This window comes from Streptomyces cyaneofuscatus (assembly GCF_042718795.1).
In the GTDB taxonomy this organism is placed as follows: Bacteria; Actinomycetota; Actinomycetes; order Streptomycetales; family Streptomycetaceae; genus Streptomyces; species Streptomyces cyaneofuscatus_A.
Genome location: NZ_JBHXOX010000041.1, coordinates 16,295 through 43,266, shown reverse-complemented (window position 1 = coordinate 43,266; position 26,972 = coordinate 16,295). Strand labels below are relative to the sequence as shown.

26 protein-coding genes are annotated in these 26,972 nt (G+C 73.3%); 13 read left to right on the top strand and 13 right to left on the bottom strand.

Annotation, left to right across the window (positions count from 1 at the left end; all coding sequences use genetic code 11):
• Positions 1 to 3: 3 nt before the first annotated feature.
• Complete coding sequence (thpD, locus tag ACFWRT_RS34300; RefSeq protein WP_380954307.1) at positions 4 to 897, top strand: ectoine hydroxylase; 894 nt, start codon at positions 4 to 6, stop codon at positions 895 to 897.
• 102 nt (positions 898 to 999) lie between these two features.
• Positions 1,000 to 2,034: a VOC family protein gene (locus ACFWRT_RS34295; RefSeq protein ID WP_380954308.1), complete on the top strand. Its 1,035-nt coding sequence runs from the start codon at positions 1,000 to 1,002 to the stop codon at positions 2,032 to 2,034.
• On the opposite strand, the gene ACFWRT_RS34290 is transcribed toward ACFWRT_RS34295, so the two are convergent.
• Positions 2,010 to 3,080 (bottom strand): alkene reductase, encoded by a 1,071-nt coding sequence (locus tag ACFWRT_RS34290; RefSeq protein WP_380954309.1) that lies wholly within the window; start codon positions 3,078 to 3,080, stop codon positions 2,010 to 2,012. The genes ACFWRT_RS34295 and ACFWRT_RS34290 overlap by 25 nt on opposite strands.
• Positions 3,081 to 3,283: 203 nt before the next feature.
• Between ACFWRT_RS34290 and ACFWRT_RS34285 the strand changes: the two genes are divergently transcribed.
• Positions 3,284 to 3,790 (top strand): MarR family winged helix-turn-helix transcriptional regulator, encoded by a 507-nt coding sequence (locus tag ACFWRT_RS34285; protein ID WP_380954310.1) that lies wholly within the window; start codon positions 3,284 to 3,286, stop codon positions 3,788 to 3,790.
• A 16-nt stretch (positions 3,791 to 3,806) separates the two neighbouring features.
• Here the strand turns inward: ACFWRT_RS34285 and ACFWRT_RS34280 are convergent, their stop codons facing one another.
• The 4 genes from ACFWRT_RS34280 to ACFWRT_RS34265 form a co-directional block, all read right to left on the bottom strand.
• The gene (locus ACFWRT_RS34280) at positions 3,807 to 4,865 is read right to left on the bottom strand and encodes an aminotransferase class V-fold PLP-dependent enzyme (RefSeq protein ID WP_380954311.1); all 1,059 of its coding nucleotides are present in this window, start codon (positions 4,863 to 4,865) and stop codon (positions 3,807 to 3,809) included.
• Positions 4,866 to 4,952: 87 nt separating this feature from the next.
• Positions 4,953 to 5,669: a DsbA family oxidoreductase gene (locus ACFWRT_RS34275; RefSeq protein WP_380954312.1), complete on the bottom strand. Its 717-nt coding sequence runs from the start codon at positions 5,667 to 5,669 to the stop codon at positions 4,953 to 4,955.
• A gap of 239 nt (positions 5,670 to 5,908) precedes the next feature.
• Positions 5,909 to 6,520, bottom strand: coding sequence for a DUF1349 domain-containing protein (locus ACFWRT_RS34270; protein ID WP_380954314.1), 612 nt, complete (start codon positions 6,518 to 6,520; stop codon positions 5,909 to 5,911).
• Between the two features lie 43 nt (positions 6,521 to 6,563).
• On the bottom strand, positions 6,564 to 8,084 hold the full coding sequence (locus ACFWRT_RS34265; RefSeq protein ID WP_380954315.1) for an aldehyde dehydrogenase (NADP(+)): 1,521 nt from the start codon (positions 8,082 to 8,084) through the stop codon (positions 6,564 to 6,566).
• Between the two features lie 142 nt (positions 8,085 to 8,226).
• Between ACFWRT_RS34265 and ACFWRT_RS34260 the strand changes: the two genes are divergently transcribed.
• The 7 genes from ACFWRT_RS34260 (at position 8,227) to ACFWRT_RS34230 (ending at position 15,253) form a co-directional block, all read left to right on the top strand.
• Positions 8,227 to 8,997 carry an IclR family transcriptional regulator gene (locus ACFWRT_RS34260; RefSeq protein ID WP_380954317.1) on the top strand — a complete coding sequence of 257 codons (771 nt, stop codon included), beginning with the start codon at positions 8,227 to 8,229 and terminating at the stop codon, positions 8,995 to 8,997.
• 16 nt (positions 8,998 to 9,013) lie between these two features.
• Positions 9,014 to 9,493, top strand: a complete 480-nt coding sequence (locus ACFWRT_RS34255) for a GNAT family N-acetyltransferase (RefSeq protein WP_380954318.1) — start codon at positions 9,014 to 9,016, stop codon at positions 9,491 to 9,493.
• Positions 9,494 to 9,582: 89 nt separating this feature from the next.
• Positions 9,583 to 10,665: a hypothetical protein gene (locus ACFWRT_RS34250; RefSeq protein WP_380954319.1), complete on the top strand. Its 1,083-nt coding sequence runs from the start codon at positions 9,583 to 9,585 to the stop codon at positions 10,663 to 10,665.
• Positions 10,662 to 11,987 carry a sensor histidine kinase gene (locus ACFWRT_RS34245; RefSeq protein ID WP_380954320.1) on the top strand — a complete coding sequence of 442 codons (1,326 nt, stop codon included), beginning with the start codon at positions 10,662 to 10,664 and terminating at the stop codon, positions 11,985 to 11,987. The genes ACFWRT_RS34250 and ACFWRT_RS34245 overlap by 4 nt, the downstream gene beginning before the upstream one ends.
• Positions 11,984 to 12,652: a response regulator transcription factor gene (locus tag ACFWRT_RS34240; RefSeq protein ID WP_380954322.1), complete on the top strand. Its 669-nt coding sequence runs from the start codon at positions 11,984 to 11,986 to the stop codon at positions 12,650 to 12,652. Before ACFWRT_RS34245 ends, ACFWRT_RS34240 begins: the two co-directional genes overlap by 4 nt.
• 112 nt (positions 12,653 to 12,764) lie before the next feature.
• Positions 12,765 to 14,216 carry a peptidoglycan D,D-transpeptidase FtsI family protein gene (locus ACFWRT_RS34235; RefSeq protein ID WP_380954323.1) on the top strand — a complete coding sequence of 484 codons (1,452 nt, stop codon included), beginning with the start codon at positions 12,765 to 12,767 and terminating at the stop codon, positions 14,214 to 14,216.
• A gap of 98 nt (positions 14,217 to 14,314) precedes the next feature.
• The gene (locus ACFWRT_RS34230) at positions 14,315 to 15,253 is read left to right on the top strand and encodes an alpha/beta fold hydrolase (protein WP_380954324.1); all 939 of its coding nucleotides are present in this window, start codon (positions 14,315 to 14,317) and stop codon (positions 15,251 to 15,253) included.
• Between the two features lie 60 nt (positions 15,254 to 15,313).
• On the opposite strand, the gene ACFWRT_RS34225 is transcribed toward ACFWRT_RS34230, so the two are convergent.
• The 5 genes from ACFWRT_RS34225 to ACFWRT_RS34205 form a co-directional block, all read right to left on the bottom strand.
• Complete coding sequence (locus ACFWRT_RS34225) at positions 15,314 to 16,468, bottom strand: LLM class flavin-dependent oxidoreductase (protein WP_380954325.1); 1,155 nt, start codon at positions 16,466 to 16,468, stop codon at positions 15,314 to 15,316.
• 26 nt (positions 16,469 to 16,494) lie between these two features.
• The gene (locus tag ACFWRT_RS34220; RefSeq protein ID WP_380954358.1) at positions 16,495 to 17,667 is read right to left on the bottom strand and encodes an SfnB family sulfur acquisition oxidoreductase; all 1,173 of its coding nucleotides are present in this window, start codon (positions 17,665 to 17,667) and stop codon (positions 16,495 to 16,497) included.
• Between the two features lie 74 nt (positions 17,668 to 17,741).
• Positions 17,742 to 18,296, bottom strand: coding sequence for an NADPH-dependent FMN reductase (gene ssuE / locus ACFWRT_RS34215; protein ID WP_380954327.1), 555 nt, complete (start codon positions 18,294 to 18,296; stop codon positions 17,742 to 17,744).
• Positions 18,297 to 18,405: 109 nt separating this feature from the next.
• A complete protein-coding gene (sfnG, locus tag ACFWRT_RS34210; protein ID WP_380954329.1) occupies positions 18,406 to 19,578 on the bottom strand; it encodes a dimethylsulfone monooxygenase SfnG in 1,173 nt (390 codons plus the stop codon).
• A gap of 292 nt (positions 19,579 to 19,870) precedes the next feature.
• Positions 19,871 to 20,137 (bottom strand): putative leader peptide, encoded by a 267-nt coding sequence (locus ACFWRT_RS34205; protein WP_380954330.1) that lies wholly within the window; start codon positions 20,135 to 20,137, stop codon positions 19,871 to 19,873.
• On the opposite strand from ACFWRT_RS34205, the gene ACFWRT_RS34200 reads away from it, so the two are divergent.
• The 3 genes from ACFWRT_RS34200 to ACFWRT_RS34190 all read left to right on the top strand — a co-directional run bounded on the left by ACFWRT_RS34200 (position 20,112) and on the right by ACFWRT_RS34190 (position 22,929).
• The gene (locus ACFWRT_RS34200; RefSeq protein ID WP_380954331.1) at positions 20,112 to 21,023 is read left to right on the top strand and encodes a LysR family transcriptional regulator; all 912 of its coding nucleotides are present in this window, start codon (positions 20,112 to 20,114) and stop codon (positions 21,021 to 21,023) included. The genes ACFWRT_RS34205 and ACFWRT_RS34200 overlap by 26 nt on opposite strands.
• 90 nt (positions 21,024 to 21,113) lie before the next feature.
• On the top strand, positions 21,114 to 21,644 hold the full coding sequence (locus tag ACFWRT_RS34195; RefSeq protein WP_380954333.1) for an MFS transporter: 531 nt from the start codon (positions 21,114 to 21,116) through the stop codon (positions 21,642 to 21,644).
• Between the two features lie 67 nt (positions 21,645 to 21,711).
• Positions 21,712 to 22,929 carry a TerD family protein gene (locus tag ACFWRT_RS34190; RefSeq protein ID WP_380954334.1) on the top strand — a complete coding sequence of 406 codons (1,218 nt, stop codon included), beginning with the start codon at positions 21,712 to 21,714 and terminating at the stop codon, positions 22,927 to 22,929.
• Between the two features lie 117 nt (positions 22,930 to 23,046).
• Here ACFWRT_RS34190 and ACFWRT_RS34185 read toward each other — a convergent pair whose 3' ends face one another.
• The 3 genes from ACFWRT_RS34185 to ACFWRT_RS34175 form a co-directional block, all read right to left on the bottom strand.
• Entirely contained in the window at positions 23,047 to 23,277 is a 231-nt protein-coding gene (locus ACFWRT_RS34185) for a hypothetical protein (protein WP_003969918.1), read from the bottom strand.
• Positions 23,278 to 23,362: 85 nt separating this feature from the next.
• The gene (locus tag ACFWRT_RS34180) at positions 23,363 to 24,961 is read right to left on the bottom strand and encodes a TROVE domain-containing protein (RefSeq protein ID WP_380954335.1); all 1,599 of its coding nucleotides are present in this window, start codon (positions 24,959 to 24,961) and stop codon (positions 23,363 to 23,365) included.
• 379 nt (positions 24,962 to 25,340) lie between these two features.
• Positions 25,341 to 26,888 carry a hypothetical protein gene (locus tag ACFWRT_RS34175; protein WP_380954336.1) on the bottom strand — a complete coding sequence of 516 codons (1,548 nt, stop codon included), beginning with the start codon at positions 26,886 to 26,888 and terminating at the stop codon, positions 25,341 to 25,343.
• Between the last annotated feature and the right edge of the window lie 84 nt (positions 26,889 to 26,972).

Here is a 26,972-nt window from a genome sequence, read left to right as displayed (position 1 = left end):
ACCATGACCACCGAAGTACGCGCCGATCTGTACCCCTCGCGCGGCGCCGCCGAGATGACCACTCCCCGCCAGGACCCGGTCATCTGGTCCGCGCCGGGCGCACCGGGCCCGATCGCCGCCAAGGATCTCCAGGGCTACGAGCACGACGGCTTCCTCACCGTCGACCAGCTCATCACCCCGGACGAGGTCGCCGTCTACGAGGCGGAGCTGGACCGGCTGGTCGCCGACCCGCTGATCCGGGCCGACGAGCGCTCCATCGTCGAGAAGCAGACGCAGAACGTACGGTCCGTCTTCGAGGTCCACAAGATCAGCGAGGTCTTCGCGGCGCTGGTCCGCGACGAGCGGGTGGTGGGCCGGGCCCGCCAGATCCTCGGCTCGGACGTGTACGTCCACCAGTCCCGGATCAACGTGAAGCCGGGCTTCGGGGCCACGGGCTTCTACTGGCACTCGGACTTCGAGACGTGGCACGCCGAGGACGGCCTGCCGAACATGCGGACCGTCTCCGTGTCGATCGCGCTCACCGAGAACTTCGACACCAACGGCGGGCTGATGATCATGCCCGGTTCGCACAAGTCGTTCCTCGGCTGTGCGGGCGAGACGCCGAAGGACAACTACAAGAAGTCGCTCCAGATGCAGGACGCCGGCACCCCGTCCGACGAGGCGCTGACGAAGATGGCCGACCGCCACGGCATCAAGCTCTTCACGGGCAAGGCCGGTTCGGCGACCTGGTTCGACTGCAACGCCATGCACGGCTCGGGCGACAACATCACGCCGTACGCCCGCTCCAATGTCTTCATCGTCTTCAACAGCGTGGAGAACGCGGCGCAGGAGCCGTTCGCGGCGCCGATCCGCCGTCCCGAGTTCATCGGGGCGCGGGACTTCACCCCGGTGAAGTAGCACCTCGCACAGACAGCTCAGGGCCCGGGACGGTACGCCGTCCCGGGCCCTGCCGCGTAACTCGCTGGACCCGGCCACCGGCCGCCGGAGAGGGTGGCGGCCATGACTTCTCACGTACGGCACATCACCGTCGGCTGCGCCGACGCCCACGCGCTCGGCAGCTTCTGGTCCCAGGTGCTCGGCGCCCCGCTCGCCGACGACGACTTCCCCGGCGATCCGGAGGCCCTGCTCGAAACCCCCGGCGCGGCGATCCTCTTCGTGCAGGGGCCCGACGCGAAGACCGTCCGGAACCGGGTCCACCTCGACATCCAGCCGCAGGACCGCACCCGGGACGAGGAGGTGGAGCGGCTTCTCACGCTCGGCGCCACCCTGGTGGAGGACCACCGGAAACCGAACGGGCGGGGGTGGGCGGTCCTGGCGGATCCCGAGGGCAACGAGTTCTGCGTGGAGCTCTCGGCCGCCGAGCGGGCCGCGCTGACCGGGACCCGGCTGCCGGTCACCGCCGACGACGTGACGGCCGCCGTGCGGCTCGCGGTGGACACCCTGGCCGGGGCTCCGGCGGACCGCTGGGACACGCCTGCCGGGACGCTGGAGTGGAGCTGCTGGGAGACGGCGGAGCACCTGGGCGACGATCTCGTCTCGTACGCCGTGCGGCTTGGCCCGCGCACACCTCCGCTGGAGCGGAACCTCCCCTTCCGATGGACTTCCGAACGCCCGGACGGGCCGTACGGCTTGCTCTACGCCGACCGCGAGGCCGGACCCGCCGGGTTGCTGGCGGTGGTGGAGGCGAGCGGAGGGCTGCTGGCCTCGATGGTGCGGACGACGCCGCCTCAGGTGCGCGCCTACCACGTCTACGGCGTCTCCGACCCGGAGGGCTTCGCCGCGATGGGTGTGGTGGAGACCCTGGTGCACACCCATGACCTCGCGCAGGGCCTGGGCCTGACGTGGGCGCCGCCCGCCGAACTCTGCGACCGGGTGCTGGCCAGGCTGTTCCCCGACGCCCCGGCGGGCGGCGACCGGTGGACCGTCCTGCTGTGGGCCACCGGCCGCGCCGAACTGCCGGACCACCCGCGTCGCGCACAGTGGCGGTGGGACGGGCGGCCCCTGGAGGATCAGACGGCGTCGAGCGCCGGGTAGTCGGTGTAGCCCTTGGCGTCGCCGCCGAAGAAGGACGCCGGGTCGGGGGTGTTGAAGGGGCCGCCGGCCTTGAGCCGGGCGGGCAGGTCCGGGTTGGCGAGGAAGAGCACGCCGTACGAGATGAGGTCGGCGATCCCGTCGTCGATCACGGTGTGGGCGTCCGGCCCGGTCGGCCCGTCGGAGTGCACGTTGATCAGGACGGTGCCGGTGAACACCTTCCGCAGAGTGAGGGTCAGCTCGCGGATCGGGGCGCCCTCCAGGATGTGCAGGTAGGCGAGGCCGAGCGGCTCGATCTCCTGGGCCAGCGCGGTGTAGACGGCGTCCGGGGCGGGCTCGTCGATGTCGTTGTACCCGTTCGAGGGCGAGATCCGCAGCGCGGTGCGGGCCGCGCCGATCTCGGCCGCGACCGCCTTGACGACCTCCACGGCGAACCGGATGCGGCCGGTCTCCGAGCCGCCCCACGCGTCGGTGCGCAGGTTGGTGTTGGGCGCGAGGAACTGGTGGATGAGGTAGCCGTTGGCGCCGTGCAGCTCCACGCCGTCGAACCCGGCCTCGATGGCGTTACGGGAGGCGGAGACGAAGTCGGCGACGGTCTGCCGGATCTCGGCGTCGGTCAGCTCGTGCGGCTCCACGAAGTCCTTGGGGCCCTCGTGGGTGTAGACCTGCCCCTCGGCCCTGACGGGGGAGGGGCCGACCGGGACCAGTCCTTCGGGGAGCAGGACCGGGTGGCCGATGCGGCCCGCGTGCATGATCTGGGCGAAGATCCGGCCGCCCTCGGCGTGCACCGCGTCGGTGACCTTGCGCCAGGAGGCGACCTGCTCGGCGCTGTGCAGCCCCGGCGTGAAGGGGTAGCCCTGGCCCACGACGGAGGGCTGGATGCCCTCGGTGATGACGAGGCCGGCGGAGGCGCGCTGGGCGTAGTAGGCGGCCGTGAGCTCGGTGGCCGTACCGCCCTCGCCCGCCCGGCTCCGGGTCATCGGGGCCATCACGATGCGGTTGGCCAGCGGGGTGCCGGACAGGTCGATCGGGTCGAATGCGGTGGTCATGCGGGCTCTCCAAAGAATATGCGGCAAGGAGCACGGGGGACGAGACCGGCCGGGCAAAGTATGTGGTCGGCCAATCATTGGCGCTGGCGTCACTGTAGCTCATTACTTGGCCGACCAAGGTAAAGTGTGGGCAAGAGCCGCCGGGCATCATCGAAGCCCCACCGGAGCAGCACCACCGGAGCAGCACCACCGAGGAGCCCGACATGGACACCGGCCACGCCGCCACCGCGGAAGCCCCCTGTACCGACGCGCTGCCCGGAGCAGCGCTCGGCGGTCCCGTCAGCCATGCCGTCTCGCGCGTCGCCCGGCTGCACCGGATCGCGGCGGGGAAGCTGCTGAAGGGGCTGGGCCTCTACCCCGGCCAGGAGCTCCTGATGATGCACCTGTGGGACTCGGGGCCGGTCCGCCAGTCCGAGCTGATCAGGACCCTGGACCTGGACCCGTCCACGGTCACCAAGATGCTCCAGCGCCTGGAGCAGACCGGGCACGTACGCCGCCGCCCCGACCCGGACGACCGGCGGGCCGCGCTGGTCGAGGCGACGGACGAGAGCTGCGCGCTGCACGCGGCGGTGCGGGACGCGTGGGGCAGCCTGGAGGAGCACACGCTCGCGGGGCTGGAGAGCGATGAGCGTACGGAGCTGACGCGGCTGCTGGCGAAGGTGGAGGCGAACCTCTGCCAGGAGACGGAGGGGTGCCCGGAGCGGGGCTGAACCACCACCGGACCCCTCAGCCCAGCACGTCCAGCACCCGGTCCACATCCGCCTCCGTGTTGTAGAGGTGGCAGGAGATCCGCAGGTTCCCGGCCGGGGCCGAGACCGCGATCCCGGCCCGCGTGAGTTCGTCGTGGCGGTGCTCCAGCCCCGGCACGGAGACGATCGCCGACTCCCCCGGCACCACCGTGTGCCCCAGCTCCGTCAGCCCCGCGCGCAGCCGGGCGGCGAGCGAGGTGGCGTGCGCGTACAGCGCGTCGGTGCCGATCTCCGCGAGCAGCGCGAGGGAGTGCTCGGCCCCGTGGTACGAGAGGAAGGCGGGCGGCTCGTCGAACCCCCGGGCTCCCGGGGCGACCCGCTCCAGCGCCCCGTAGTTGTTCGTCCAGGGCGCACCGGCGGCGACCCAACCCGCGAAGAGGTTCGGCAGGGTGGCCTGCGCCTCCTCGGTCACGGTGAGGAACGACGTACCCCGGGGGCAGAGCAGGAACTTGAAGCCGCCGGTGACGGTGTAGTCGTACGCCCCGGCGTCCAGCGGGGACCAGCCCGCCGACTGGGTGGCGTCCAGCAGCGTCCGGGCCCCGTGGGCGGCGGCGGCCGCGCGGACGGCGGCGAGGTCGGCGACCCGGCCGTCGGCCGACTGGACCGAGGAGAAGGCGACGAGCGCGGTGGTGGGCCGTACGGCGTCGGCGAGGCCGGCGAGCGGGACGTATCGCATCCGCAGGTCGCCGCGGAGCGCGAACGGGCTGACGACGGAGGTGAACTCCCCCTCGGGTGCCAGGACTTCGGCGCCCGTCGGCAGCGAGGCGGCGATCAGCCCGACGTGGACGGTGACCGAGCTGCCGGTGGCGACCCGGTCCGGCTCGACCCCGGCGAGCCGGGCGAAGCCGGCCCGGGCCGCCTCCACCACGTCGAAGCTGCCCGCGCCGATCCGGCGGCCGGCGGCGTTCTCGTCGGCGAGGGCCTTGACGGCGGCGACGGTGCGGCGGGGCAGCAGCCCCCAACTGGAGGTGTTGAGGTACGTGACCTCGGGCGCGAACTCGGCGGCGGCCACCTTGCTGAGCGGAGAAATCGTCATGCGCCCAGCCTGGAGCCGCCGCGCCTCACGGTCAATTGCCGGAATCGGCAGGGCGCATCCAAGGAACGCTTAGGCCGGCGGCGGCGCTCAGCTCTTCGGGACCTCGCAGGCGCCGTCCGTGTCGCAGGCCGCCGCGTCGCCGCCGACGGTGGTCAGCGCGGTGGCGGGGCGGTCCTTCCACGCCTGCTCCAGCGCCTGGACGAAGACCTCGGAGGGCTGGCCGCCGGAGATCCCGTACCGCCGGTCGAGCACGAAGAACGGCACCGCGTTGGCGCCCAGCTCCGACGCCTCGCGCTCGTCGGCCCGGACCTCGTCGGCGTACGCCTCGGGGTCGGCGAGCACCGCACGCGCCTCGTCGGCGTCGAGCCCGGCCTCCACGGCGAGGGCGAGCAGCACGTCGTCGTCGAAGACGGACCGCTCCTCGGCGAAGTTGGCCCGGTAGGCGAGGGTCAGCAGCTCGTCCTGGCGGCCCCGGGCCTTGGCCAGGTGCAACAGCCGGTGGATGTCGAAGGTGTTGCCGTGGTCCCGGCCCTCGGTGCGGTAACCGAGACCCTCGGCCTGCGCGTTGGCCGCGACGTTGGCCTCCATCGAGGCGGCCTCCTCGCGGGTCCGCCCGTACTTGGCGGCCAGCATGTCGATGACCTGCTCGGTCTCCCCCTTGGCCCGCCCGGGGTCGAGCTCGAAGGAGCGGTGCACGACCTCGACCTCGTCCCGGTGGGCGAACTCGGCGAGGCCCTTCTCGAAGCGGGCTTTGCCGATGTAGCACCAGGGGCAGGCGATATCGGACCAGATCTCGACGCGCATGACTCTTCTTCTCTCCAGGGGTGACGGGGGTCGCGGACGGGTGTGCGGAGGCCGCCCCGCGGGGACGGGTTACGGAGGCCGCCGCGCAGGACGGTCCTCCCGGTCGAACACCGGACCTGACCTGGTCATTCCCGAGGCCGGAACGACGGAGCGCGCACGTCAGGAGGGAGGCGTCTGCCACGGGTGGACACATGTCATCAGCTCGGGGTGGTAGAGCGTGCCTCGACAGCCCCCGTACGTCACCGCCCGTCGCGCAGGTCCGCCACTCCCCCGGCCAGGAACGCGATCCGGTCGAAGACCGCGCCGCACCCCTGTCCCGTGGGGGACTGTACGAGGAAGCCGGCCTGGGCGGCGGCCCGCTCCGCCGGCGTACCGAGGGTGAAGACGCGCACGAAGGTCCAGGTCTCGCCGTCGGCGGAGGCGTGGAAGGCGTAGGCGTTGCCGGTGCGGCTGAGGCGGAGCCAGTAGCTGTCGTCCTCCACCACGAAGGCGTTGGCGTCGTCGGAGTGACCGCGGGTGACGACGCTGCACACGGTCGCCAGGCCCGAGGAGTGCTCCAGGCAGAGCTTGGCCCAGTCGCGGTCGCCGAGGTGGAGGTGGAGCGCCCCGGCGTCGCCCGCCGCGACCAGGCCGGGGCGGACGCGGGCGAGGAGGCGGAAGTCGCCGTCGCCCACCGCGCCGAGCAGGCGTGGCGTGTCGGTCGCCGGGTCCAGGGCGTCACCGGACGGCGGTACGAAGAGGTCCTGGCCAGGGCCCGCGCGGCCGGTCAGGATGCCGTCGGCGTGGGTCCAGCGGCCGTCGGGGCCTTCCGGGGACAGGGCGAAGGGGAGGCCGTCCAGGTGCAGGGTCATGCGCGGAATCCGATCGGGTGCAGGTGCAGGTGCGGGTTCAGGCTCATGCGCGGCGTCCGTCCACGCGGCGGGGCAGATCCAGGGGGTTGGCCTCGCGCAGTTCCGGCGGGAGGAGCGGGTCGGGGGTGTTCTGGTACGTCACCGGGCGCAGCCAGCGCTCGATGGCCGTCGCGCCGACCGAGGTGGAGGGGGAGGTGGTGGCCGGGTAGGGGCCGCCGTGGTGCTGGGCGGGCGCGACGGCGACGCCGGTCGGCCAGCCGTTGACCAGGATGCGGCCGGCGAGCGGGGTGAGGGCGGCGAGGAGCGGGGCCGCCTCCGGGTCGTCGCCCTCCGTCGCGGTCTGGAGGGTGGCGGTGAGGTTGCCGGGGAGCCGGGCGAGTACGGCGGCGACCTCGTCCTTCGAGCCGTAGCGCGCGATCACGGTGACCGGGCCGAAGCACTCCTCCAGGAGCGCGTCGTGCGGGCCCTCGGCGGTGAGACGGGCGGCGGGCACGGTCAGGAATCCGGCGGAGACGGTGTGGTCGCTGCCCGCGCCGGGAGTGACGGGGGCCTCGACGTCCGGGAGTTCGGCCCGTTCGCGTACGCCTGCGAGGAACGCGTCCCGCATCCGGTGGTCCAGCATCACGCCGGAGCCGGTGGAACTGACCGTCCCGGTCAGAGCCTTGACCAGGTGGTCGCCCGCCTCACCGGCCGGGACGAGGACGAAGCCGGGCTTCGTGCAGAACTGGCCGGTGCCCAGGGTCATGGAGGCGCCGAGCCCCGCGCCGATCTCCGCCGCACGCCCGGCGGCGGCCGCCTCGGTGACCACGACCGGGTTGAGCGAGCCGAGTTCGCCGTGGAAGGGGATGGGGGCGGGGCGGGCGGCCGCCGCGTCGAACAGGGCGCGTCCGCCGCGTACGGAACCGGTGAAGCCCGCCGCGCCCACCAGCGGGTGGCGGACCAGCTCGACGCCCGCGTCGAAGCCGTGGACCAGGGTCACCACGTCCTCGGGAAGCCCGGTGCGGGCGGCGGCGCGGCGGAGGACCGAGGCGCAGAGCTCGGAGGTGGCCGGGTGGCCCGGGTGCGCCTTGACGACGACCGGGCAGCCCGCCGCGAGGGCGCTGGCGGTGTCGCCGCCGGGGACGGAGAAGGCGAGGGGGAAGTTGCTCGCCGCGTAGACGGCGACGACCCCGAGCGGGATCTTCCAGCGGCGCAGGTCGGGCCAGGGCGGGGTGCGGGAGCCGTCCTCGTGGTCGATGCGGATGTCGAGGTAGGCGCCCTCCTCGACATCCTCCGCGAAGGCCCGCAACTGGGCGGCGGTACGCGCGAGTTCCCCGCTGAGCCGGGCCGGGCCGAGGGCGGTCTCCGCGTCGGCGGCCTCGATGATGTGCGGGCCGGATCCCTCCAGCAGCTCCGCGGCCGTACGCAGGAAGGCGGCGCGTGCCGTGCGGTCGGCGAGGGCGCCGCGTACGGAGTGGGCCGCCCGGACCGCCCGGTCGACCTCCTCGGCGGTAGCCTCCACAGCTACCTGCTCGCGCGGGTTCCCGCTGCGGGGGTCGACGCTCCAGACTGGTGCTGCACTCACCGTGATTCCCCTCGGGTCCTGGAACACCGGTCAGACACGTTCGGTATTCTGAACAGAGTTCCTGATCGTGAATGTGCTCGGACTCTATTTCCGGGCCTTCCGTGTTGGCAATGGCCGAAGGCCGGAGAAGGAGCGTGGGGCGATGTCGGTCGCCGAGTCCGGTGGGGCGCAGGTCAAGTCCGCGGTACGGACGGTGGAGCTGCTCGAATACTTCGCGGGGCGCCCCGGCATGCACTCGCTCGCCGCCGTCCAGGAGGCCGTCGGCTACCCCAAGTCCAGCCTCTACATGCTGCTGCGCACCCTGGTGGAGCTCGGCTGGGTGGAGACGGACGCGACGGGCACGCGGTACGGGACCGGGGTGCGGGCCCTGCTGGTGGGCACGTCCTACATCGACGGCGACGAGGTCGTGGCCGCCGCCCGGCCCACCCTGGACCGGCTCTCCGACGACACCACGGAGACCATCCACCTGGCCCGGCTCGACGGGACGAACGTGGTCTACCTCGCCACCCGCCAGTCCCAGCACTACCTGCGCCCCTTCACCCGGGTCGGCCGCCGGCTGCCCGCGCACTCCACCTCGCTCGGCAAGGCCCTGCTGGCCACCCACAGCGACGAGCAGGTCCGCAAGATGCTCCCCGAGACGCTCCCCGCGCTGACCGAACACACCATCACCGACCGTGAGAAGCTCATCGAGGAGCTGCGCCTGGTCCGCGAGCAGGGCTACGCGGTGGACCGCGAGGAGAACACCCTCGGCCTGCGCTGCTTCGGCGTGGCCATCCCCTACCGGACCCCCGCCCGCGACGCGATCAGTTGCTCGGTCCCGGTCGCCCGCCTCACGCCCGGCCACGAGCAGACGGTGAAGGACGCCCTGCTGGACGCCCGCGACCGCCTCACCCTGGCGACGCGGCGGCTCTGATGACCGGGCGGCTCCGATGACCGAGGTGGTCCTGCGCCCGGTGGAGGACGGCGACCTGCCGCTGTTCTTCGCCTGGACGAGCGACCCCGCGGCGACGCGCGTCGCCGCGTTCACCTCCGAGGACCCCGCCGACCGCGCCGCGTTCGACGCCCACTGGGCGCGGATCCGCGCCGGATCCGGCGGGGCGGTGATGCGCACGGTGGTGGCCGACGGTGTGGTGGTGGGCCATGTGGGGGCGTACGGCGAGGTCGGCGACCGCCAGGTCACGTACTGGATGGGCCGTGCGTACTGGGGCCGCGGACTGGCGACGTCCGCCCTGCGCGCCTTCCTCCGCGAAACACCCACGCGCCCTCTGTACGCGTGGGCGGCGGCCGACAATCTCGGCTCGCTCCGGGTGCTGGAGAAGTGCGGCTTCGTGGTGACCGGCCGGGACCGCGGGTTCGCCCACGCCCGTGGCGAGGAGACGGACGAGGTTCTCACGACGCTGCACGGCTGAGACCGCGCTCTTGCTCTCCCCCGCGCGGCGGAGGTGGATCGTCGCCGGGCAGGAGGTGCGGGCGGCGGCTCCGCAGGAGCGTTGTCGTCATGACGACAACCAACCGGGCCCCCGCCGAGCCCTCGACCGTCCCGTCTCCGGTGGAGCACCCGCCCCCGGCCGTCCCGACCGGCCCGCCTCCGAAGGCCCCGTACCGCGTCGGCCCGGTCCGGGCCGTGGCGCGGGTGCTCGCCGTCGCGGCCTGTGTGCCCTACGTCGGCCTCAAGCTCGCCTGGTTGGCGGGCAGTCGGCTCGGCATCCCGGTCGGGAGCCCGCTGCTGGACGGCGGCACCGTGCTGGCCGTCGGCAACGCGGCCATGGTCCTCATGGTCGGCTGCGTCGTCGTCCTCGCCCTGCTGCTCACCCGGCCCTGGGGCCTGCGGGTGCCCGCCTGGCTGCTGGTGGTGCCGATGTGGGTGGCGAGCGGTCTGCTGCTGCCGGTCATGACGGCCTATCCGCTGCAGACGGCCGTCCGGCTCCTCGGTGGCGACGGCGGGCGGACTTCCGGAGGGGCGGGCGATCCGTTCCTCGAACCGTGGGTCTTCGGTGTCGTCCACGGCGGCTTCATCGTCCAGGGTCTCGCGCTGGGCACCCTGTTCGCGCTGTACGCCAGGGAGCGCTGGGGCCACCTCTGGCAGGGGCGGCTGCGGGATCTTCCCGTGCTTCCGGCCTCCCCCGTCCTGCGGGTCACCGCCGTGGCCGCCGCCCTGGCCGCCCTCGCGCCGGGGCTCGCCCATCTGCTCTGGGCGGCCGGGTCGACGGCCGGGCTCGACGAGGGGCGCGTGGCGGGGCGCACCAGCGACTTCCACGTGCTCGAAGCCGTCGACGCGCTCTTCGTGGCCGCCGCCGTCACCGGGGCACTGCTGCTCGCCTTCCGGCGCGGGGGCCGGCTCCCGTTGCGGGTGCCGCTCGTCCTCGTCTGGGCCGGATCGGCGCAAGTGGCTTGCTGGGGAGGGTGGTTGGCACTCGCCGCCCTGGTGGGTGCGGGTGACGTCGCCGATCGGCCGACGACGGCGATGGTGCTGATCTACGCTGGGCAGATGCTGGTCGGGACCCTCATCGCGCTGCCCGTCGCACGCCTCCTCGCGGAGCGCGCGGCGGCCGCCTCCACGCCGTCCGGCTTTCGCGCTTGAGGCTGATCGGGCGGCGGGCGCGGCTGCGCTGGCTGCATCTCATCATCGGCGGCGCGCTGCTGATACCGTACTTCCTGGTCGGCACGGTCCTGGTCAGCCTGGCGGGCGGCGGGGCGGGGCTCTTCTCCTCCGTGCCCGCCCAGTTGGCAGCGTTCGCGTGTGCCCTGCCGATGGTGGCGGTCAGCGGCTTCTTCCCGCTCGTCCGGCCGCTGTGCGTGGCCGCGGCCCGGGCCCTGTGCGGGGTGCCGCCCGCGCTGTTCGCGGAGGGGCCCGCCCGGACCCGGCAGGCCCGGGTGCGGACCACCGCCTGGTTCACGCTGCACCTGGGCCTCGGCGGGGTCGTCAGCGGGATGACGCTGGCGCTGACGCCGTTCGCCGTCGCGGTGGCGGGGCTGCCGTTCTCGGCGGCGCTGCGGGAGTCCTGGCAGGCGGCGGCCGGCAGCGACGTGCTGGTGGAGCCGTGGGCCCTGGCCCTCGCGCCGTTCGCCGGGCTCGCGATGCTGGTGGCGATGGCGCTGGTGGCGGCGGGCGCCGGGGAGTTGCTGGCCCGGCGGGTGCCGGTGCTGCTCGGGCCGACGCCCGAGGACCGGCTGGCCGCCGCCGAGCGCCGGGCGGCGGACCTGGCCGTGCGCAACCGGCTCGCCCGGGAGCTGCACGACTCGGTGGGCCACGCCCTGAGCGCGGTGACCCTTCAGGCGGGGGCGGCCCGGCGGGTCCTGGACCGGGATCCGGAGTTCGTCCGCCGGGCGCTGACCGCGATCGAGGAGACGACGCGGCGGACGGTCGGCGAGCTGGACGCCGTGGTGGGGCTGCTGCGGCGGGACGAGGAGGCGGGGAGCGGGGATCCGGGGGATGAGGGGACGGCGTACGGGGAAGCGGCGTACGGTCCCGGGCTGGACGCGCTCGACGGGCTGCTGGCGCACTGCGGGGTGCCGGTGGCGTACGAGCGGGAGGGCGACCCGGGCGACCCGCGCGTGGTGGTGCCGGTCGTCTCGCGGGAGGCGTACCGGATCGTGCAGGAAGGGCTGAGCAACGTCCTGCGGCACGGCGGGGGCGGCCCGTCCCCCGTACGGCTGCTGATCGCGGTACGGGAGAGGGAGCTGGAGATCGTGATGGAGAACCCGGTGGGCGAGCGGCCCGCGGTGGTGCGGCCCGGAGGCGGCCGGGGGCTGCCCGGTATCGCGGAGCGGGCCGCGCTGCTGGGCGGCCGGAGCGAGGCGGGACCGTACGAAAGCACCGTCGGCACCGACGGCACCGACGGCTCCGCCTGGCGGCTGGCCGTCCGGCTGCCGCTGACCGGCCGCGCCGAGGAGCGGCCATGAGCGGGGCGCAGCCGCCGGTACGGGTCGTGGTCGCGGACGACGAGGAGATGGTGCGTACGGCGCTGCGCGCGATCCTGGACGCGGAGGAGGGCATCGAGGTGGTCGGGGAGGCCGCCACCGGGGCGGAGGCCGTCTCCGTGGTGCGCGCCCTGCGGCCCGACGTGGTGCTGATGGACGTGCGGATGCCGGAGATCGACGGCATCCGGGCCACCGAGCAGATCCTCGCGACCCTGGAGGACCCGCCGCGGATCGTCGTCGTCACGACCTTCGAGAACGACGCGTACGTGTACGACGCCCTGCACGCCGGAGCCGCCGGGTTCCTGCTGAAGCGGTCGGCGGCCGAGGAGCTGGTGCAGGCGGTCCGGCTCGTGGCGTGCGGCGACTCGCTCCTCTATCCGGCGGCCGTCCGCACCCTGGCCGGCCGGCACACCCGGCGGCGGGAGACCCCCGCCCCCGCGTGGGTGGCGCGGCTGACCGGGCGGGAGGCGGACGTGCTGCGGCTGATGGCGGCGGGGCTGACCAACACGGAGATCGCGGGGCGGCTCGCGGTCGGTGCGGCGACGGCGAAGACCCATGTGGCGGCGATTCTCGCGAAGACCGGTGCCCGGGACCGTACGCAGGCGGTCATCGCGGCGTACGAGTCCGGGTTCATCACCCCGGGCTGAGAGCCCGGGGCCCCGAACCCGGTCTGCACAGCCCTGCGGGCCGCGTGAGAAATAGGTGAGAAGCGGCACAACCGGGAACGGCCGGAACGCCCCCGCTCGTCCCTCCAGCGGGATGAACAAGACAATCAGGCGCGCCTCGGTCTTCTGCCTGCTCGCGGTCCTCGCCCTGCTGGTGCGGGCGACGTGGGTGCAGGGCTACCAGGCCAAGGCGCTCGCAGACGACGAGCACAACCGGCGGAACACCATCGCGCAGTACGCGCACCCGCTCGGGGACATCATCGTGGCCGGTTCGCCGGTCACCGGATCGAAGGGGACCAGTGGCGGCGACCTCCGGTACAAGAGGACCTACACGCAGGGCGAGCTCTACGCGGCCGTGACGGGCTACAGCTCGCAGGCGTACGGGGCGACCCAGCTCGAAGGCATCTACAGCGACGTCCTGGACGGCACGGACGACCGCCTGAAGAACCCGGCCGACCTGATCACCGGCAAGCAGGCCACCCCGGGCAACGTCCTGACCACGATCGACCCGGGCGTCCAGAAGGCGGCGTACGAGGCGCTCGGCGACGACAAGGGCGCGGCCGTGGCCATCGACCCGAAGACCGGCCGCATCCTGGGCATGGTCTCCACGCCCTCGTACGACCCGTCGAAGATCAGCGGTACGAACGACGGCGACGCCTGGCAGAAGCTGCTCGACGACAAGGAGAAGCCGCTGGTCAACCGGGCGCTGCGGCAGCCGTTGGCGCCGGGCTCCACGTTCAAGCTGGTGGTCGCGGCGGCGGCGCTGGAGAACGGGCTGTACGGCTCCGTCGACGAGGCGACCGACAGCCCCGACCCGTACACGCTCCCCGGCACCCGTACGATCCTGCGCAACGAGAACGCCTCCGCCCCCTGCGAGAACGCGACCCTGCGCACCGCCCTCCAGTACTCCTGCAACAACGTCTTCGCCAAGGCGGCCGCCGACCTCGGCCAGGACAAGGTGAAGAAGACGGCGGACGCGTTCGGCTTCGACACCGAGAAGCTGGACGTCCCGGTGCGGGCCGCCGAGAGCGTCTACCCGACCGGCATGGACAAGGCGCAGACGGCGCTGACGGGGATCGGCCAGTTCGAGGTCACCGCGACCCCGCTCCAGATGGCGATGGTCACCTCGGCGCTGGCCAACGGCGGTGAGCTGGCCGCGCCGCACATGGTGTCGGCGGTGACGGACGGGGATGGCTCCACGCTGGAGGAGACCGGCGACGGGGAGAGCGAGCGGGTGGTGGACGAGAAGACCGCCGAGCAGCTCCGTAGCGCGATGGTGACCGTCGTCGAGGAGGGCACCGGCACCAACGCCAGGATCGCCGGGGCCGAGGTCGGCGGGAAGACGGGGACCGCGCAGAACGGCGTGGACAACAGCAACACCCCGTACGCCTGGTTCACGTCGTACGCGAAGGCCGACAGCAGTGGCAAGGAGGTCGCCGTCGCGGTGATCGTCGAGGACTCCGGCTCGGCGCGCTCCGAGGTCAGCGGCAACGGCCTGGCGGCGCCGATCGCGCAGAAGATGATGAAGGCGGCGCTGGAGCGGTGAGTCGCTCACCTCGACATTCGACTTAGGTTACCCTTGCCTTACTTGGCGCCCCGGACGGTCCCGGGGCGCCAACGTGACGAGGTGCAGGGGGTACGGGGATGGGTCCGGCGGAACACGGCACGACGGGGCCCGACGCCGACGCCCCCGCCCACAGCCAGGGCGAACCGGGCATCGCGCGCACACGGGACGGGCGGGAGCTGTTCTACCAGCGGCTCGCGGGGCCGACGACGGCGCCCACGGTGGTCTTCGAAGGCGGACTGGCCGCCGGGCGCTCGTACTGGGCCCCGGTCCAGGCCGCGCTCGCCGATGTCGCGCCGACCGTGGTGTACGACCGCAGCGGTCTCGGCCGCAGCCCCGCCGCCCCGGCCGGAGCCTCGCGCCGGCTGCACGCGCTCGCCGACGACCTGGGCGATCTGCTGGACCACCTGGACCGTCTCGGCGGACCCGGACGCTCTCAGGGCTCGTACGTCCTGGTCGGCCACAGCTGGGGCGGACCCCTGGTGCGGCTGGCCGCCGCCGCGCGGCCCGCGCGGGTGGCCGGGCTGGTACTCGTCGACCCCTCGGACGAGGCGTGCGAGCTGCTGTTCCGCCCCTCGATGCGGCGGGTCGAGCGGGTCGGGCAGGTGGCGACGGTGCTGATGGCCCGGCTGGGGCTGCTGGGCCGCGCCTACCGCTCGCTCACCGCCGTCCTGCCGCCCGACGCCGCCGCCGACATGCGGGCCGAGGGGTACACCGTCGCCATGACCCGCACCCGGGGCCGCGAGCTGGAGGACGCGGCGGGCGACCTGCGGGCGCTCCTGGAGAACCCGCCGGGGCTCGCGGGGCTGCCGGTGACGGTGGTGTCGGCGGGGCGGGTCTCCCCCGGGATGCCGAAGGCCGTACGGGAGCGGGCCACGGTCTCGCACGCGTACCGGGCCCGGCAGTCGCCGCATGGCCGCCATGTGGTGCTGCGGGAGGCGGACCACATGGTGCTGACCACCTCGGCGGCGGAACTGGCGGAGGAGATACGGCGGTTGGTGGTCAGCAGCGCTCGCTAGCGCGATCCGCCACCCCTCACCGCGCCCCGCCGCCCCTCACCCACCGCGACCCGCCACCCCTCACCGCGCCCCGCCCGCGAACGGGATCTCCGCCGCGCCGCGCGGTCGGACCGGCCCCGCCGGGTGCGTCCAGAGGCCGGCGTCGGCCAGCCGGGGCAGGACGCCCTCGCCGAACCAGTACGCCTCCTCCAGATGCGGGTAGCCGGAGAGCACGAACTCGTCGATGCCGAGCGCGTGGTACTCCCGGATCCGATCCGCGACCTCCGCGTGGCTGCCGACCAGGGCGGTGCCCGCGCCGCCCCGGACGAGGCCGATGCCCGCCCACAGGTTGGGGTGGATCTCCAGACCGTCCCGGCCGCCGCCGTGCAGCTCCAGCATCCGCCGCTGCCCCTCCGACTCGCTGCGCGCCAGCCCCTCCTGGACCGAGCGCACGGTCGCCGGGTCGAAGCCGGCGAGCAACCGGTCCGCCTCGGCCCAAGCCGCCTGCGACGTGTCCCGCGTGATCACGTGCAGCCGGATGCCGAACCGTACGGTACGGCCCTGCTCGGCGGCGAGCGACCTGATCCAGGCGATCTTCTCCGCGACCTGGGCCGGGGGCTCGCCCCAGGTGAGGTAGACGTCCGCGTGGCGGGCGGCGACGCGTCCGGCGGCCGGGGAGGAGCCGCCGAAGTAGACGTCGGGGACGGGGTCGGGGAGCTGGGTGAGCCGGGCCTGCTCGACGTGGAGATGTTCGCCGTCCAGGTCAACGGTCTTGCCGTCCCACAACTGCCGGACGATCTCCAGGAATTCGCCGGTGCGGGCGTACCGGGCGTCCTTGTCGAGGAAGTCCCCGTACGCGCGCTGCTCGTGGCTCTCGCCGCCGGTGACGACATTGAGCAGCAGCCGGCCGCCGGTCTGCCGCTGGTAGGTGGAGGCCATCTGGGCGGCCAGCGTCGGCGAGATGAAGCCGGGACGGAAGGCGACCAGGAACTTCAGCCGCTCGGTGTGCTGGCTGACCATCGCGGTGGTCAGCCAGGCGTCCTCGCACCAGGCGCCGGTCGGCGTGAGCACCCCGGTGAAGCCGACGTCCTCGGCGGCGCGGGCGATCTGGGCGAGGTAGCGGACGGTCGGCGGGCGGTCGCCGCCCGCCGCCGTGACCGGGGTGCCGTGGCCGCCGCCGACGACATGGCGGCTGTCGCCGTTGGTGGGCAGGAACCAGTGGAAGGTCAGTGACATCGGTTCTCTCCGCAGGGGGTGGTGGTTCAGAGCAGGCCGTGGCGGGGCGGGCGGGCGCCGTTGAGGACGTACCGCCCGAGGTGCTGGATCTTCCAGCGCACCGGATCGTGCAGGGTGTGGGTCCGGGCGTCGCGCCAGTGCCGGTGCAGGTTGAGGCTGTCGAGGGCGGCGCGGGTCCCGGAGACCTCGAAGAGCGCGTCCGCGATCTCCAGCGCCGCGCTCCCCGCGTACGCCTTCGCCGCCGCGACCGCGATCGACGCCTCGGCCGCGCTGTCGTCGTCCAGGTCGGCGCGCGCCGCGTCCACGGCCCGCGCGGCGGCGGCGAGCAGGGCGTCGGCGGCACGGTGGCGGAGTTCCAGTTCGCCGAAGCGCTGGATGAGGAGCGGGTCCTCGGCGGCGGTGTCGTACCCGCTCTCGAACCAGGGCCGACTCCGGGTCGTCACGAACTCCACCGCCTCCGCCAACGCGCCCGCCGCGATCCCGGCGTCGATGGCGGTGTGCAGCAACTGGGCCAGCGCGCCGTGCAGTTGGGGGCCGGTGAAGGTGAGGTGGTGGGGGACGACGTGGGCTTGTGGGACCTGTACGGATTCCAGGCGCACCGTGCCGCTCGCGGTCGTCCGCTGGCCCATGCCGTCCCAGTCGTCGGTCACCGTGAGGCCGGGCGCGTCGGCGGGGACGTACGCGACCTGGAGCAGGTCGTCCTCGGCGCGGGCGAGGACGGGGATCCAGTCGGCGAACAGGGCGCCGGTGGAGTAGTTCTTCACCCCGGTCAGGAGGTACGAGCCGTTCTCGCCGCGCACCAGCCGGGTCCGGATGTCCTGGAGGTGCTTGGTCCCGGCCTCGGACTGGGCGTTGCCGAAGCGGCGGCCGGCCAGCACCTCGGCGAAGAAGAAGGCCTGCTGCTCCGGACTGCCCTGCTGCCGAAGGACGTTGACGTACGCGAAGTGGCTCTGCGGGATCTGCGCCAGGCTGGCGTCGGCGGAGGCGAGCAGCCGGAAGACCTCCGCGAGCGTGGCGGCGGAGACGTCGGCGCCGCCGTGCTCGGCCGGGACGGTGACGGCGAGGAGGCCGGTGGCGGTGAGGCGGTCGAGTTCGGTACGGGGAAGCTCGCGCCGGGCGTCCCGCCCACAGGCGCCCGGGCGGAACTCCTCGGCGAGTTCGGCGGCGGTGCGCAGCGCCTCGGCACCGTCGCGGATCACCCGCGCGGTGAGGGGTGGTCGTCGTCGGGTCGGCGCGGTCACGGCCTGCCTCCAAAGGGGGTTGCGGGTTGGGGTCAGCGGGTGGCGGGGACCGGGGCGGTCCGGTCCAGGGCGGCGGCGAACTGGGCGACCACCTGGTCGAGCGGGGCGGCCGACGCGGGGTCGAGGACGACCGAACCGTCCTCGCCGGTCGTGATGTGCCGGTCCAGGACGAACCACCCCGGGACGATGTGCGCGGCGCCCATGGACGAGAGCACCGGGCGCAGCGCGTAGTCGAGGGCCAGGACGTGGGCGGTGGTGCCGCCGGTGGCGAGCGGCAGGACGGTCTTGCCGGTCAGCGCGTACTGGGGCAGCAGGTCCAGGAGGGTCTTGAGGAGGCCGGAGTAGGCGGCCTTGTAGACGGGGGTACCGATGACGATGCCGTCGGCGCGGGCGAAGAGTCCGGTGGCGCGGACGATCTCGGGGTGCGCGAAGTCGGCGCCGAGGAGGGCCTCGGCGGGCAGCGTACGGACGTCGAGCGGTATCACCTCGTGGCCCTGGGCGATGAGGTCGGCGTCGAGGTGGCGCAGGAGGCGGGCGGTGCGGGAGGTGGCGGAGGGGCTGCCGGAGACCGAGAGGACGGTGGCCATGGGGACCTCGTTTCTGGGGTGCCCCGGGCCCGGCGCGGTGTCGTGGCGGTGCGCGCCGGGGCCGGGACGGCGGGTCAGGAGTACCTGGTGGGTTCGGGGAGTTCGCCGGTCAGGACGTGGCGCCCGACCTCGCGGCGCTTGTAGGCGACCGACTGAGTGGCCTGGTGGTCCCCGGCCCGTGTTCCTCCAGCTCGCGGACGAGCGGCAGGACGTTCTTGCCGAAGTACTCGACCTCCTCGTGGTAGTGCAGGAAGCCGAGGAGCAGCAGGTCGACGCCGAGGCGCTTGTAGGCGACGATGCGCTCCGCGATCTGTTCCGGGGTGCCGATGAGTCCCGTACGGAAGCCGTCGTTGTACTGGACGAGGTCCTCGAAGGAGGAGTCCTGCCACATGCCCTTGCCGTCGGCGGTGGAGCTCCCGGCCTGTCTGACGGCCGAGCCGAAGCCGTGGACGGCCTCCGTGTCGGCCTTGGCGACGATCTCGCGGAGGGTGTCGCGGGCCTCGGCCTCGGTGTCGCGGGCGATGAGGAAGCCGTTGAGGCCGAAGCGGGGCGGGGTGCGTCCGGCGCTCTCCGCGGCGGCCCGGACGTCCTCGATCTGCTCGGTGACGCCGTCGAAGTCCTTGCCGTTGGAGAAGTACCAGTCGGAGACGCGTCCGGCCATCCGCCGGGCCGCGGTGGAGTTGCCGCCCTGGAAGATCTCCGGGTGCGGGCGCTGAGGTGAGGCGATCGGCTTGGGCTTCAGGGTGAAGTCCCGGATGCGGTAGAAGTCCCCGGCGAGTTCGGCGTGGTCCTGGGTCCAGATCGCGCGCAGGGCCCGGATGAACTCCTCGGAGCGGCGGTAGCGCTCGTCGTGCTCGAGCCAGGGTTCGCCGAGCGCGGTGAACTCGTCCTTGAACCAGCCGCTGACCACGTTGACGGCGAACCGCCCGTTGCTCAGGTGGTCGGCGGTGGCGCCCAGTTTGGCGAGGACGCCGGGGTGCCAGAGGCCGGGGTGGACGGCGGCGATGACCTTCAGCCGCTGGGTGGCGAGGAGGAGGGCGAGGCTGAAGGAAGTGGACTCGTGCTGGTACTCGGCGCCGTAACTGGCCATGTAACGGACCTGGCTGAGCGCGTAGTCGAATCCGTTGTTCTCGGCGAGGACGGCGAGTTCGCGGTTGTAGTCGTACCCCCAGTCGGTGCGCTGCTCGATCGTGCTGGTGACGAGGCCGCCACTGACGTTGGGCACCCAGTACGCGAAGCGGACCAGGTCGGAGGAGAAGGAGGAGGAGGAGGACGCGGGCATGGGTTCTCCGGGAGGGCTGGGCATGGCGGAGTGGCCCCGGTGATCGAGAAACCCGATCAGGGGCGAGGGCGCGGGAGGAGAGGAGCGTCCGGGCTACGGCGGTCACCGCACCAGCGCGACGGCGTACGCGGAGGTGCGCGGCGTACTCGGGCGGGCACGGTGTACGCGGGCGGGCGGGCACGGCGTAAGCAGGCCGGCCCGGCGTACACGGAGGCGCCCGGCGTACACGGAGGCGCCCGGCGTACACGGAGGCGCCCGGCGTGCACAGGGGCGCGAAGGAGGGAGGCTCTCCTCAGATTTCGCGACAACAGAAGGCGCTGGAAACGCGGCCGAGGTCGATGTGGCGGCGACGGGTCAAGCGGCGCACATCCCTCTCCTTTCGCGTTCCGCGGCGGACACCCGGTGGACCCGGGGGCGCCTTCGGGTTCCAGAGTAGGGCGCCGGAACGCTCCGGGTCGAGAAGGCATCGGCGAGGGAGCGATAGGGTTTCCCTTTCACCAAAGTCAGGCGGGGAAGTCGAGGGAGAGGCCGCCGTGCGGATCGAACAGCTGGAGTACATCGAGGCCGTCACCCGGCTCGGGTCGCTGCGCCGGGCGGCGGAGGAACTGCACCTGTCCCAGCCCGCGTTGAGCGAGACCGTGCGGAACCTGGAGCGCGAGCTCGGGGTGGCCGTGCTGGACCGGAAGCGGTCCGGGGCGACGATCAGTGACGCGGGGCGTGAGCTGCTGCCGCACATCATCGGGGTGCTGGACGCGGTCGACCGGCTGCGCCGGGCCGCCGACGAGCAGCACCGCACCAGCCGTACGGTCCGCCTCGGCACGGTGTTCGCGGCGACGGTCCCCCTTCTCGTACCGGCGATCCGGGAGTTCCACGCGCTGCACTCGGCCACCGAGGTGGAGGTGATCGCCGCCCAGCAGTCGGTGATCCACCGCTCCCTGCTGGAGGGCGGTGTGGACCTCGGCCTGGTGAACTACCTGGAGGGCGACGACCTGGCCCCCGACCTGCACACGACGGAGCTGCTCCGCGGCCGTCCGGTGGTCTGCCTGCGCCCCGACAGCCCGCTGGCGTCGCTGGAGTCGGTCGGGGTGGACGACCTGCTGAGCGAGCCGCTGATCGTGATGCGGGCCGGCTATCTGATGCACCGCTTCACCCACCGGCTGCTGAAGGGCCGGGCGCCCTCGTTCTCGTACTCCGCCGACGGCGCGGAGATGGGCAAGCTGATGGTGGCGGAGGGGCTCGGGGTCACCGTGCTCCCGGACTACAGCGTGGTCGGGGACCCGCTGGAGCGCACCGGCGCGATCACCTGCCGCCCGCTGAGGGACGACACGACCACGGTGCTCCTGGTGGTGCAGCGCAGCCGCTCGGGTTCGGTCACCCGGGCCGCCCGCGACCTGCACCGGATCTTCGTGGAGCGCGCGGAGGCGCACCGCACGGCGCAGCCGTAGGGCATCCGCCCGATGCCTCCGGGCCTCCTTACTCCCCAGCATGAGCCGCACGGGCGACGGATGTGCGGCACAGGCGGGAGAGGCGGCGGCATGGGCGGTTCGGCGATGGTCAGGGTCCTGCGGGACCCGACGGCGGGGCGCGCTCTGGCGGGGGTGGTCGTCTCCGGATTCGGTACGTCGGCGATGTGGCTGCTGGCGGGGCCGCTGCTGCGCCGGCTGCCGGAGCGGGTGTTCGCAGCGGGCGGGATGGCGCTGTTCGGGCTGGCGGTGGGGGCGCGGGCGGTGCCGCAGGAGGCGGTGGCCCTGGCGGCGAGTGCGGCGATCGGGTTCGGGCTGCCGTGCGTGCTGGTCGCGGCGGTGACGGCGGTGCAGCGGGAGACCCCGGACGCGGTGCTGGGCCGGACGGCGGCCACGGCGGGCTCGCTGATGACGGTCCCGAACGCGGCGGCCCTGGCGGTGGGGGCGGGGCTCGTCGCGGTGGTGGACGCCCGGGTGATCGCGGCGGGCGCCGGGGCGGTGGGGGTGGTGGCCGCGGCGGCGCTGGCGCGCGGGGCCTTCGTACGGCCTCGTGCCCGGCACAGCGCCTGCGCCCGCCCACGCCCGCCCGGGTACGTCCCGTGAAGAGACGGGCGCCGGACGGCCGCGAAGGTAAGGGAACGGCAAAGCGGGGTCGTTCGTTACCCCGTGCATGACCGTAATGACCCCCGGCTCGAACATCCCTCTCTCCGCCGTCCGTGTGGCGGTGGACGTCGCCGCTCCGGTGCGGCTCGACGTCTCGGGCCTGCTGCTCACCGCCGACGGCAAGGTGCGCTCCGACGACGACTTCATCTTCTACAACCAGCCCTCCGGTCCCGGTGTGACCTACCGCGCCGGCGGGGGCTCCGCACCCGACGCCATCGTGGTGGACACCACGGCGGTCCCGCCCGGCATCGAGAAGATCGTGGTCACCGCGAGCCCCGACGCCGCAGGCCAGACCTTCCAGGGCGTCGAGCCCACGGCCACCGTGCGCAACGCCGACGACGGCACCGCGCTGGCCACGTTCACCCCGCCCCAGTTGGGCGGCGAGACGGCGCTCGTGGTCATCGAGGTCTACCGGCGCAACGGCGCCTGGAAGGCCCGCGCGGTCGGCCAGGGGTATGCGAACGGGCTGGCCGGCATCGCCACGGACTTCGGCGTATCGGTCGAGGAGCCGGCCGCCCCGCCGGTCCCGGCCGCGGCCGCCCCGGTGGCTCCGGCGGCGGCTCCGGTAGACCCGAGGATCGCCCCGCCGGCCCCCGCCGCCCCCGCCGTTACCCCGGCACCGCCCGCCGCCCCGCCCCTGGGCGCCGGGAAGATCAACCTCGACAAGGGGCGGGTGAACCTCCAGAAGAACCAGACGGTCTCCCTGGTCAAGGGCGGCGCCCCGCTCCTCTCCCAGGTCAAGATGGGCCTCGGCTGGGAGCCCGCGTTCCGCGGCAAGGACATCGACCTGGACGCCTCGGTCATCGCGTACGGCCCCAACCGGAACCACCTGGACAGCTGCTACTTCGGCAAGCTCTCCATCCTCAACGGGGCGATCAAGCACTCCGGCGACAACCTCACGGGTGAGGGCGCCGGGGACGACGAGACGATCGTCGTGGACCTGGGCCGGATCCCGGCCGAGGCGACGGGCCTGGTCTTCACGGTGAACTCGTTCACCGGCCAGAAGTTCAACGAGGTCGCCAAGGCCTACTGCCGCCTGATCGACGCCGCCACCGGCGAGGAGCTGGTCCGCTTCGACCTGACCGGCGCCGAGCCGCAGACCGGCGTCATGATGGCCAAGCTGATCAAGCAGTTCACCGGCGAGTGGGAGATGACGGCCATCGGCGAGTTCGTGAAGTCCCGCACTGTACGAGGCATGGTGAAGCCGGCCGCCCAGGCCTTGTAGCTCCCGGAGCCCGGGCCACAACGGCATCCGGGGCACCCGAGGTGACTCAGGTGCCCCGGATCCGGAGAGGGAGGAGACGGAGACGGGCGCTGACGCTGCTCGTGCTCGTCCGGTGTCTCAGAGCTTGGTCAGCTTGGAGTACGGGCTCAGGATCCTCCCCTGTCGCCCGGAGAAGTCGATGAGGACTGCATCGTTGTCGCCCTCGACAGCAAGGATTCTGCCGAGCCCGAACTGGTCGTGCGACACCCTGTCGCCCACATCGAAGCATTCGACCGGTGGGGCCTCCTGGGCCGGGCGGTTGAAGGGACTGGACGGCAGGTGACGCCGGGAGCCGGCTGACTGTTTCATTAAGTCGAGTATGCGCCCTGTGAAGGCCCGACGCCATGCCCGTTTGCCGCCCGAGCCCCAGAAGTGCCGGATTCGTGACCCGCGCTCACCAGGGCCAGTCAGCGCTTACCCCCGCCTCCAGCAGCGGAACCATGCGGAACGCGGCGTCGGAAAGCCCCCCGAACGTGTGGCGGTTTCCGTCGCCGGACGGGGCGTGGCCGAGCCGGTATCCGGCCAGGTTCCAGGTGTAGACGGGCACCGTGTCCGGAACGCTCCGGGTGGCGTCGCCACGGTAGGTGTACGACGCCTGCTCGTCGGTGACGATGAGCACCTGGTCGTGGCCCCGGTAGTGGCGCTCCACCGCGCCTGCGGTGTCGGTGCCGCCCAGGTTGCCGAAGCGCTCCAGGACCCTGAGCACCGATTCGCCCGCGCGGTACGCCACCGGCGCGCTGGTGGTGCCGAACTGCACCAGGTCCGCGTCGGCGGCGCGCAGCGCGAGGGCGGCGCCGAAGACGGCGGCGGCGTCGGCCCGGTTCAGCTGGGAGCGCTCGGAGAGTGGCGACCACATGGAACCGGAGCGGTCGACCAGGACCAGGGTGCGCCCGGGCAGCGCCGGAACCTGGCTCAGCGAGTGGCCGAGCGCCTGCTCCAGCGGGTACGCCCAGCGCAGCGAGGGCGCGTGCCGGTGGGCGGCCAGGTAGCGGAAGGGGAACTGCCGGGACGCGGCGACGGCCTCCGGGTCGCGGATCCGCTCCGCCGCCTCGGCCGCGGCCTCGTCGCTCACCCCGGCCTCGTCGAAGTTCCGGAGGTTGCGGACGAGCGCCATCGTCCCCATGGACGGCATCACCGCCTCCCAGGCCGCCGCGTCCATCGGCCCCTGCAACCAGCCCGCCAGCGCCTCCCAGGTCATCCCGGCCTCGGCCAGCCGCTCGGCGCCGCCGGGCCCGGTGACGACCGCGCGACGCTCGGCGACCGGCAGCTCCATGAGGGCCCGGTGGGCGTTCAGGGTGCGGTCGCCGACCGGCGGCACGGCGGTCTCGGGCCGGTGCCTGCGGTCGAGCGCGTACCGGAACAGCTCGCCCTGCCAGGGCTTGGCCGGGTCCGGCGCGGCGTGCACCAGGTTGAGGACGTCACCGAAGCGGAACCCCTTGGAGGCGGTGTCGTACTTCAGCAGCGACCGGCCGGTGTAGAGGCGGCGTACGGCATCGGCGATGCCCCGCTTGAGAGGTTTGGGCAGGGCACGCCCGTAGCGGGAGGTCCAGTAGCCGAGCAGCTCGCCCGGCTCGTCGGCACGCAGCAGTACGGAGTCGATGACCTGCCGGTTCGCCGGTCCCTCGGTGCACCCCGCGTCCAGCCGCGCCTTCACGTACTCCGCGCCGCCGACCAGCGAGGCGGTCCGCATCTGCCCGTCCCGCCGCAGCCAGTGGAGGAGCCCCGCGGTCCAGGCGGGGTCCTCGACGGCGAGGCGGCGCACGAGGACGGCGAACCGGGTGTCGCGCTCCTCACCGCCCTCGTAGAAGGTCTCCTGCGCCACGAAGTTGGCGACGGCGAGAAGGAAGAGCTCGGACCGGGCGTCCCGCACGCGCCCGGTCCCACCCTGGTGATTGGCTGCGAGCGCACCGGTCGTGGCGACGGGCGACAAGGGCGAGACGGGCCGCGAAAGGGCGGACCGGAGCTGGGTGACGCGCTGATTGAAGCGGGCCATGAGAATTCCCCCGAATTCCTGAATCCTGGTTCGTGATTCGTGGTTCCCGGGGAGGACGCGGCGGCGGAACGGGGTGCCCGAGATCAGGGCCGGTGAAGGCCGGTCGACGACGGAACAGTCGGGTGCTCTACCCACTTGAGCTACCGGCCGGAGCCGGGCGGGACTCGAACCCGCAACCGCCAGATCCAGAAGTATCCGTCGTCTGCGCACCGGGCACCCCGGCGCTCGCGCCTCCCGAGATCGACAGTGGCTGCGGCGTATTTCGTTGGAAGAAGGAGCCGCGGCCTTCGCACCGGGAGGTGCATGTCCATGACCTTAGGGAACAACCCCCGGGAGCGCGAAGGGATTTCTACGCCCCATCACGCCTCTTCACGCCCCTTCAGCCCCCCGCGCGCGACCGGGCCTTGAACGCCGCCTTCCGGGCGTCCTTCGCCGCCTTCTTGTCGCTGTGCAGGCGCCCCATGGCCTCCAGCACATCGGCGGTGGCCGGGTGGTCGACGCGCCAGACCTCGTCGAAGAAGCCGCTGTGCTGGGCGGAGAGTCCCTCGACCAGGCCCTGGAGCTCGTCGAGTTCGCCGTCGGCGTCCAGTTGGGCGGCGATCGTGTCGATGGCCAGCCAGAAGATCATCGCCTCCGGCGGGGGCGGGACGTCGGACGCGCCGTGCTCGGCGAGCCAGACCCGGGCCAGGCCGCCGAGCTCCTGGTCGCCGAGGACCGCGCGTACGGCGGGTTCGGCCTCCTCCCCGGCGAGGGCGAGGGCCTGCTGGCAGTGGAGGCGGCGCAGTGGTGCGCCCTCGTCCGTGCCGCGTGCCGCCGCCAGCAGTTCGGCTGCCGCCGCGACCGCGCCCTGGGCGCCGCGCGCGGCGAGCCAGAGCTGGATCTCGGCGCGGGCGGCGGCCTCCGGGTAGTACGCGATGCCGTCGAGGAGGGCGTCGGCGCCCTTGTCGGCCAGGTCGCCGACGGCGGGGGCGTCCACCCCGGCCTCCAGCATCCGGGCCCGGACGCCGTACAGGCCGAGCGGGGTGAGCTTGACCATCCCGTACCGGGTGACGTCCTCCTCGTCGGCCCCGGCGGCGGAGGCGTCCGCCGTCTCGCCCTCCTCGGCCATCAACGCCTCGTCGACCGGCTGGTACGCGACGATCCCGATGGGTTCGAGGAGCCGGAACTGGTCGTCGAGGCGCATCATCGCCTCCGACACCTGCTCCAGGATGTCGTCCGTGGGCTCGCCCATGTCGTCGGGGACGATCATCGACGCGGCGAGGGCGGGCAGCGGCACCGGGCCGTCGCCCGCGCCGTTGTCCGCGAGGGTGAGCAGGTAGAGGTTGCCGAGGACCCCGTCGAGGAACTCCGCCTCCGCCTCCGGGTCCCAGTCCAGGGCATCGAAGTCGATCGAGCCGTCCTCGCCGACGAGGTCCGCGAAGTCGTCCAGGACGGGCGCGGTGGCGTCGGCGTGCACGGCGTCGAGGCCGTCGAGCCAGATGGCGAGGACGTCCTGCGGGGAGCCGGAGGTGAGCAGCGCCAGGTTCTCGCCTGCGGTGACGGTGCCCTCGGCCTCCGATTCCTCCGAGCCGCCCGAGCCGCCCGAGCCGCCCGAGCCGCCCGAGCCGCCCGAAAGCTTCCCGGAACCGTCCGGAAGCTCCCCCTCCTCCGGGTCCGTCACATCGAGGAGCCCGGTGTCCACAGCGAGCCGCCAGGCCTCGCTGGCGTACGCGGCGCCCTCCTCGTCGGCGGGGAGGCCGAGGTGCTCGGCGGCGGCGGGCAGGTGCGCCTCGACGAGTTCGCCGCCCGCGCCGACACGGGTGTCCGGGCCGGCCCAGCGGGCGAGCTTCACGGCGCGCACGAACAGCGGTGCGGCGAGCGCGTCCCGCGCCAGTTCGGCCTCGGAGTGCAGCCGCACCGGCGGCAGGATGGGGCGCTCTGCGGACATCGGGAGTTCTCCTCGGTGCGTGCTCGGGAGCGTACGGAGTGCGTACGCGGTTCAGCCGCCCAAGCCTAGACGTCATTCGCCGCC